Origin of the sequence: Nocardia sp. NPDC004604, assembly GCF_040609795.1 — a bacterium.
Classification (GTDB): domain Bacteria; phylum Actinomycetota; class Actinomycetes; order Mycobacteriales; family Mycobacteriaceae; genus Nocardia.
The window spans coordinates 1-7,048 of sequence record NZ_JBEXLC010000256.1 but is presented as its reverse complement, the minus strand read 5'-3'; the positions used below and the strand labels follow the sequence as shown (position 1 = coordinate 7,048).

Genomic DNA, 7,048 nt, shown 5'->3' with positions numbered 1-7,048 from the left:
TCGGCCATTCGACCGGGCGCAGACGGCAGCGGCGTGCGGCGGGCCGGTCGCGGCGTGGCTGGTTGATCGGCCACACACACGCCACGCCGACCATCGCGAAGGCGCCGCCACCGATGACCGCGAGGACGCTGTGCACTATTTGCCACGGTCCCATAGCCGTTCATTTCTCGACGCCGTTGCCGGGGCAAGTCGGCGGTAACACCAGTTGAGCGAGCCCGTCGAGCACTTGGTGCAATGTGCGGAGTTCGGGTATGCCCTCGGGGAGGGAGCGGTCGACGGTGTCGATTGGAAAGTCGATGCCGCGCAATCGCGCGCGTTCGCGCGGGCTCGACTGCGGTGGTGCGATCCGGCCGTGCTGCACGAGCGTGTAGTACGCGACCCGCTTCCACGCACACCGCTGGATCCGGCATGCCCGGTGTCGGCGCATCTGTGCGTGCGCCAATTCGACCTCGGCGAAGGCGCAGATATTCGGTGGGTTGAGCAGAGCGTCTTCGGGCATCACGCCACCCCCGTCTCGACGTCGGGCACGCGCTGCGCTGAGCGCACCCAAGTGCCTTGCGGGCAAACGGTTTCCAGGTCGAATCCGGCGTCGCAGACCAACGCGGGGCAACAGTCGACGTGACCGAGGTCGAAGACGACGATCACCCGGATTTCGAGGCCAGCCGCTATGCCGAGCGCGTACCTGATCGGGTCGTCGACATCGGCAGGCGGCCGAATCGTGTACACGTACTGATAGCCGAGTGCGTTCGCGTGCCGCTGCACATCGAGTGCATGGCGAGGTGCATGCAGGCCGGATACGTCATTGCGCACGAAGCCAATGGCTTTCGGCTTGTCGCCCGCAGTGATCGTCTGCGGGGACTCGGTGGAGTGCGTGGGTGTCATGGTTCCCCCAGAACCTGGTTGGTGTGCTGGTCGGTGGAGCGTGCGGTGCTTTGCCCGCGAGGCGGGTGCGCCTTCGGTAGCCACTCTCGAAGCGCATGTTCAGCTCACACCCTTGGAGGAAAGTTCACAATCTTAATGTGGAAAATAGTTCACTTCGAAAAAACGGAGTAGCCTACCTGCGAACGGGAGTTTTAGCTGGTCAAGTCAAGGAGGTCATCGCATGCCCGCACAGCCTGCCGCCCCATCGGTCCCTCGCCGTCAGGTGGCACGCATCCTGTCCAAGCTGCATCGAGAATCCGGGCTTTACATCAAAGACGTGGCGGAACAGGTCAACCTGCATCACGTCACGGTGACGAAGATGCTCAAGGGGCAGCCGTGCAAGCTCAAGCCGATATACATCGACAAACTCTGCGATATCTACCGAGCGACACCTGAGACCAGGTTAAACGTGAAGACCCTTGCCGCAGAGGCCGAATCGGCTCGGGGTTGGTGGCACGCCTTCAGTGACACTGATTCGACGGACAAGCTGAGCACGTACATCGCCCTCGAGGGAACTGCCAGTTCCCTCGCGATGTACCAGAGCGCCCGAATCCCCGGTCTGCTGCAGACCGAGGACTACGCCCGCGCCTTGCTCCGCACCAGCCCTGACCTGACGCCCGAGGAGGTTGAACGCCATGTCCAGGTCCGGATGGACCGACAAGCCGTTCTCACCGAATCCCAGCCGAAGTTGGATGTGATACTTGATGAGAGCGTGATCCGTCGACCGCTCGGTGCGCCCGATCTTGCCGCCGGTCAGATGCGCCGCATCATCGAAGTTTCCGCGCTGTCCAATGTCAGCATTCGGCTCGTGCCCTTCGATGTAGGCATCTATCGCGGTACTGAGGCAGGCCCGTTCATCATCCTCGAATTCGCCGGGACAGCCGACCTCGAACCGGAACCTCCAGTTGTGTACATCGAAGCTGGAGTCGGGAGCGATCTGTACTTCGAGAAGCCCGAACAGGTCGCCCGGTATCGTCACTCTTGGGCCGACATAGAGCGGTCCACGTTGAGCGTGGGCAAGACGCGCGCTTACCTGTCCAAGATCGTGAAGGAGTTACCTCGGTGAACACCGAGTGGTTCAAGAGCAGCTACAGCACCCAGACTGGGGAATGTGTCGAAGTCGCCTTCCTCGATCACGGGATGGTCGGAATGCGCGACAGCAAGAACCCGACCAGCCCCGCGTTGGTCTTCACGCCCGCCGAATGGGATGCCTTCACAGCGGGCGTCGCGGACGGAGAGTTCGACCGAAACGCCTGAGCCTGGCGCAATACCGAGCACCACAGCGGCCCCATCCTGATGAACTCGATGTCGCGATGGGGCTGTCTGCTGTCTCAACCTCTGTCGAATCCGAACTCGTGCAGAGCTTCTGATCTTCGGACCGGCGCGTCGTAGGAAGAGTCGATATGTGACCCATGTCGGCAATATGCGTGAACTCGGAGTCCTATAGTCCTGGCCAGGAGAAGATCTTGGCTTGGGCGGGTGCCTGCTGTGGCAGGTTCGCTTCCAGGTCTTGGTATTTCGCCGCCTGCTCGGTGTCGACACCGGTGATGCGCTCGCGGACGGTGCGGAACAGGGTCTGGAAGTCTTCGATGACCTTGTAGTGCGACTCCATCACTTCGTATACGCCGTTTTGCGAGCCTCGGGATTTTTCACGCCACCGCTTGACCATCGTCTTGGCGGAGATCAGGTCTCGGTCGCCCTGCGAGGCGAAACCCTCACCCAGGCCCCACTTATCCTGCTGTGCGATCTGGGTCATCGTTGTCTGGATATCTCGGATCTGATCCTTGAAGTATTCGCAGTCGCGGTCGATATAGACGAACTTCTCGAGGTCCATCCGAATCGTCAACCGGCCCTCACGGGCCTCGGTGATCAGATTCGCCAACGGGGTCGCTGGAGGCGCTTCGTTTGCCATGTGGTTCCCTCCCAATTCGGTTCGTGGAGCACTGCTCAGGCGGTGGCAGGCAGGCTGGGTACAACCTTCTCTGCCAATCCCCGGGCGAGCACGCACGAGTCGATGCTGCCAGTGTCGCGATTCGAGGGCGGATTATTCAGGTTGAACTCGAGACTGCCGCCCTTCATTTCGACGTCGACCGTGCAGGCTTCTTTGATGTAGGGACCGTCGAACTGGCGTGTCGAGATGGCGCGGCGGCCGTTGATCGTGAACTCGGTGGTTTCAGGGAAGTTGCGGCTACGAATAAGGTCGATGGTGAGATTCGTCGTGCGGATGCTCACTCCGTAGCCGTTTGACCGCACCCATTGACATCCGACCCACCGAACTCCGCCGCTCGCACTGTCGTCGACGGTGTGCTTGTTGTGCAGCTTCTCTGAATCCAAAACGTCTTGCGGAACGTCTTTACAGGGGTCATAGGTGCGTGGAACATCGGCGGCCAGCGACGGCCCTGCGCTCGTGGAAGTGGAGACCGGTTTCGCATCTCCGCCAGTCGATGACCCACACCCGGACAGCAGAACAACAGCACCAACCCCCAACGCAGCGCCGAGAAGTGTCTTCCCCCTGCTGATCATCCATTCCTCCTGGTCGCCTGCAGTGTCGGCGGCATCGATCAGGACTGGCCCGGCTCCCGCCCCCTGTTCAGTTGGTTCGACCGTACCGGCCGGTTGATCCGCCTACAAGCGACGCACGCGCGAGTTCCCGGCCCTGGCGGCCGTGGCTTCAGTGCGCCGCCGAAATCCGGACCGCGAAAGGTTTAGTGGGACTGGAATATTCCCATGGCCTTCGAGGGCGGCACCATCATTCGACGTCGGTAGCATCCGTCGGTGTGAGCGACGGGGGACGCCAGCCTCTGGCCAGCGGATCTCGGTGGTGCCGGAGCAGGTCCGTGAGGTCGGTAAGTACGTCTACGAATTGGCCGAAATCCTGCGCACGGCATTGGATTCCGCGGTCATGGACTGCATGCCATTGCCGAGCAGCCGTGCCGCGGAGGTGTCGTCGGCGGCGGTCAACTCGTGAAGTCCATTTCCGCTGTGCAGGTCGGTGTTCGGCTCGAGGGAGACGACACCACGGGCAGCGCCACAGCCATAGCGCAGCTCGCCGGGCTCAGGTACGCCAGGAAGCCACGAATCCTGCTGGGATTTCGAGCCTCTGCGGAATCACCTCGAGCGCGGCAGAACTGCCGGAGTAATTGGACATGGGCCCTCCTCCGTCGCGTTCAGTCGGGCACTGCCGGGCAGCAATGTGGCTCTTCACAGACGGGGTAGTCGCGGCCCGAAGTCGCCGGTCTCGAGCAGGGACCTGGCGATGTAGTTGGTGCGGTTGCGGAAGCCGAGAGTGATCGTCCGGTGGCGTTCGGCCTATCAGGCGCGGTCGTGGAGAGTGACCTGGTAGCCGTCGGGGTCGGCGAAGGTGAATGTCCGACCGAAGGGGCCGTCGATCGGTGCGGAGACGATGGTGTGACCGTCGGCGACGAGAGCATCGTGAATGGCCTGGACGTCTGTGGCGTGGAGCCAGATCGCGGCACCGATGCCGGGCTGAGCAACGGATGCGAGATCGGTGCCGGGAACGACGTCGCGGAGTGCGAACGCGATCGGCTTCGTCTCGAAGACGACGGCGTGCGGAGGTCCGGCCGGTGAGCGGACGAGGCCGAGGTACTGCTCGTAGAACGCCTGCGAAGAGTCGAGGTCGCGCGCTTGGAGCGAGATGAAGTCGGGGCCGGTGGCGGGCATGATGATGCTCCTTCCTTACGTGTCAGCATTCTGACACGGGTTAATCTATGTCAGAATTCTGACATGAGTCAAGACGGTGTCGGCGTCGATCTGGAGACGTCACTGGGCTACCTGCTGAAAGAGGCGTCGAGCGTCCTCCGCGCAGCCATGGAGGAGGTGCTGCGGCCGCTCGGGATGAGCGTGACGCACTACTCCTGCCTCGAGCTGCTGGCTCAACGACCGGGCTTGTCGAACTCCGAGCTCGCGCGAGGCGCGTTCGTGACACGGCAGACGATGAACGTGCTGCTCCAGGCCCTGGAACGAGACGGTTACGTGACCAGGCCTGCGGAGGCACCCGTCGGGAAGGTTCTTCCCACGCGGCTCACGCCTCGCGGCCGACGGAGCCTCGAGAAGGCGACCGTAGCGGTCCGGTCCGTCGAGGTCAGAATGCTGGCCGGCATGACCGAGACCGAGCAGTCGGCCGCGTTCCGGATCCTGCGGGGCATGATCCATTCCCTGCGCGATGGCAACGACGGTGCATAGCTCGTTCCCCGCCGCACGTCTCGCCGCGCCCGGATAGGAAGTGCAGCTGAGCATGAAAATCCGTGCAGGCAACCTCGAAACCGACAGACCCCGACTACACCCTCGCCGAGGGCGCGGTGAGTCCGGCCTTGCCCGCGCCGTCGTGGTTGTGCCGTCGCGAGCACGCCGTGCGGCTTCACCGGGGCGATCCCGGCGTGTCACGCTGTTGCCGGGGCACCGTAAATGCGGCGGTCGGCGTCGGGCGTGGTGCCTGCACGAGGGCGGCGGCAGCGAACGCCAGGCGGCGAGGCGCCAGCAGCAGCCAGTGGGAGCGGCCATCTGCGGTGAGCCAGCAATGTCCCCAGCCGGCCTGCGGCGCCCGACTGTGAAATCCGGTCGATGTCGATGATCAAGAGGTCGAGGCGGGGACCTGTTCGGATGGGCAGTCGATGGAGCACCGTGTTCCGGCGGTCGCGCACGCGGCGAGTGCGATGCCCTGCGGGTAACCGTAGTGCAAACGCGCTGTCGGCGGATGCGGCAGTTTGCTGATCTGTGCGATGTCGCGAGCGGTGGCGAATGTCGAGCGGAACTGCGCTGCTCAGCGCGGGTTTTGTGGTGTCGTAGGTGCTGGTCCGGAGTAGCCGCGATGCTTGCGAGGACCCGCGCTCGAGTGCTCGGTCGGAGAGCTCGCCGATCGCCCGTGCCCTGATTGTTATGGCAAACAACAAATATCTTTGCGAAACCGTTGTGCACTACGTCACAGTGGAATATGTTGCATCGAACAACATTCGCTCAAGGCTCGACCACCTGGTACCTAGCAGGTGGTGGTTCAACGAAAGGCTCGCCCTCATGCGTAAGGGGATCCTCGGCATCGCGGCCGTATCGGTTGCGCTTCTCACCTCGCTCACTGCCTGCGGGGACAACAACAAGGACGCAGGTGGTGGCGGCAGCGCCAAGATCGGCGTGATCCTGCCGGACAGCAAGACCTCCGCGCGGTGGGAGACGGCGGATCGCAAATATCTGCAGGCGGCGTTCGACGCGGCGGGGATCAAGGCGGATATCCAGAACGCGCAGGGGGATAAGAACGCCTTCCAGACCATCGCGGATCAGATGATCACCAACGGGGCCACGGTGCTGATGATCACCAACCTCGACAGTGGGACCGGCAAGGCCGTGATCCAGAAGGCGAAGTCGCAGGGCGTGACCGTAATCGATTACGACAGACTGACTCTCGGCGGTGGGGCGCCGTTCTACGTGTCGTTCGACAATGTGAAGGTCGGCAAGCTGATGGGGGATGGGCTGGCCAAGTGCCTCACCGACAAGAAGGCGGTCAACCCGGTCGTCGCCTATCTCAATGGCGGACCGACCGATAACAACGCGACGCTGTTCAAGAACGGCTACGACAGTGTGCTGAAGCCGAAGTTCGATGCGGGTGAATACGCGAAGGGCCCGGATCAGGCGGTGCCGGAGTGGGATAACACCACGGCGGGCACCATCTTCGAGCAGATGCTCACCGGCACACCGAATCTCGGCGGCGTGGTCGCGGCCAACGACGGCCTCGGCAATGCCGCGATCGCGGTGCTGAAGAAGCAGAAGCTGAACGGCCAGGTGCCGGTGACCGGCCAGGACGCCACCGTGCAGGGCCTGCAGAACGTGCTGGCGGGCGATCAGTGCATGACCGTCTACAAGGCCATCAAGCTGGAGGCCGATGCGGGCGCGAAGCTGGCGATCGCACTGGCCAAGGGGGAGAAGGGCGAGGCGAACAGCACCGTCGACGATCCGGAGGCGAAGGCGAAAGTGCCCGCGGTGCTGCTGGAACCGAAAGCGATCTACAAGGAGAACGTGAACGACGTGGTGGCCGACGGCTATGTCGCGAAGGCCGAACTGTGCACCGGCGAATTCGCCAAGCTGTGCGCGGATAACGGGGTTCGCTGATAGCCCGGTC

General features: G+C 63.1%; 10 protein-coding genes. 5 read left to right on the top strand and 5 right to left on the bottom strand.

Features of this window, described 5'->3' with window-relative positions:
- Nucleotides 1-160: 160 nt before the first annotated feature.
- Together ABZW16_RS42480 and ABZW16_RS42475 are read right to left on the bottom strand one after the other, a co-directional pair.
- Nucleotides 161-499 carry a hypothetical protein gene (locus ABZW16_RS42480; RefSeq protein WP_354961832.1) on the bottom strand — a complete coding sequence of 113 codons (339 nt, stop codon included), beginning with the start codon at nucleotides 497-499 and terminating at the stop codon, nucleotides 161-163.
- Nucleotides 499-882 (bottom strand): hypothetical protein, encoded by a 384-nt coding sequence (locus tag ABZW16_RS42475; protein ID WP_354961831.1) that lies wholly within the window; start codon nucleotides 880-882, stop codon nucleotides 499-501. The genes ABZW16_RS42480 and ABZW16_RS42475 overlap by 1 nt, the downstream gene beginning before the upstream one ends.
- A gap of 262 nt (nucleotides 883-1,144) precedes the next feature.
- On the opposite strand from ABZW16_RS42475, the gene ABZW16_RS42470 reads away from it, so the two are divergent.
- Entirely contained in the window at nucleotides 1,145-1,987 is an 843-nt protein-coding gene (locus tag ABZW16_RS42470) for a Scr1 family TA system antitoxin-like transcriptional regulator (protein WP_354961830.1), read from the top strand.
- Nucleotides 1,984-2,178: a DUF397 domain-containing protein gene (locus ABZW16_RS42465; RefSeq protein WP_354961829.1), complete on the top strand. Its 195-nt coding sequence runs from the start codon at nucleotides 1,984-1,986 to the stop codon at nucleotides 2,176-2,178. The genes ABZW16_RS42470 and ABZW16_RS42465 overlap by 4 nt, the downstream gene beginning before the upstream one ends.
- A 184-nt stretch (nucleotides 2,179-2,362) precedes the next feature.
- On the opposite strand, the gene ABZW16_RS42460 is transcribed toward ABZW16_RS42465, so the two are convergent.
- Nucleotides 2,363-2,833, bottom strand: a complete 471-nt coding sequence (locus tag ABZW16_RS42460) for a hypothetical protein (RefSeq protein ID WP_354961828.1) — start codon at nucleotides 2,831-2,833, stop codon at nucleotides 2,363-2,365.
- A 35-nt stretch (nucleotides 2,834-2,868) separates the two neighbouring features.
- Nucleotides 2,869-3,444: a DUF3558 domain-containing protein gene (locus ABZW16_RS42455; RefSeq protein ID WP_354961827.1), complete on the bottom strand. Its 576-nt coding sequence runs from the start codon at nucleotides 3,442-3,444 to the stop codon at nucleotides 2,869-2,871.
- A gap of 298 nt (nucleotides 3,445-3,742) precedes the next feature.
- Here ABZW16_RS42455 and ABZW16_RS42450 point away from each other — a divergent pair, with 298 nt between their 5' ends.
- Nucleotides 3,743-3,889 carry a hypothetical protein gene (locus ABZW16_RS42450; RefSeq protein WP_354961826.1) on the top strand — a complete coding sequence of 49 codons (147 nt, stop codon included), beginning with the start codon at nucleotides 3,743-3,745 and terminating at the stop codon, nucleotides 3,887-3,889.
- A gap of 344 nt (nucleotides 3,890-4,233) precedes the next feature.
- Here the strand turns inward: ABZW16_RS42450 and ABZW16_RS42445 are convergent, their stop codons facing one another.
- Nucleotides 4,234-4,602 (bottom strand): VOC family protein, encoded by a 369-nt coding sequence (locus ABZW16_RS42445; protein ID WP_354961825.1) that lies wholly within the window; start codon nucleotides 4,600-4,602, stop codon nucleotides 4,234-4,236.
- A gap of 63 nt (nucleotides 4,603-4,665) precedes the next feature.
- Here ABZW16_RS42445 and ABZW16_RS42440 point away from each other — a divergent pair, with 63 nt between their 5' ends.
- Together ABZW16_RS42440 and ABZW16_RS42435 are read left to right on the top strand one after the other, a co-directional pair.
- Entirely contained in the window at nucleotides 4,666-5,124 is a 459-nt protein-coding gene (locus ABZW16_RS42440; protein WP_354961824.1) for a MarR family transcriptional regulator, read from the top strand.
- A gap of 828 nt (nucleotides 5,125-5,952) precedes the next feature.
- Nucleotides 5,953-7,038: a substrate-binding domain-containing protein gene (locus tag ABZW16_RS42435; RefSeq protein WP_354961823.1), complete on the top strand. Its 1,086-nt coding sequence runs from the start codon at nucleotides 5,953-5,955 to the stop codon at nucleotides 7,036-7,038.
- Nucleotides 7,039-7,048: the final 10 nt, after the last annotated feature.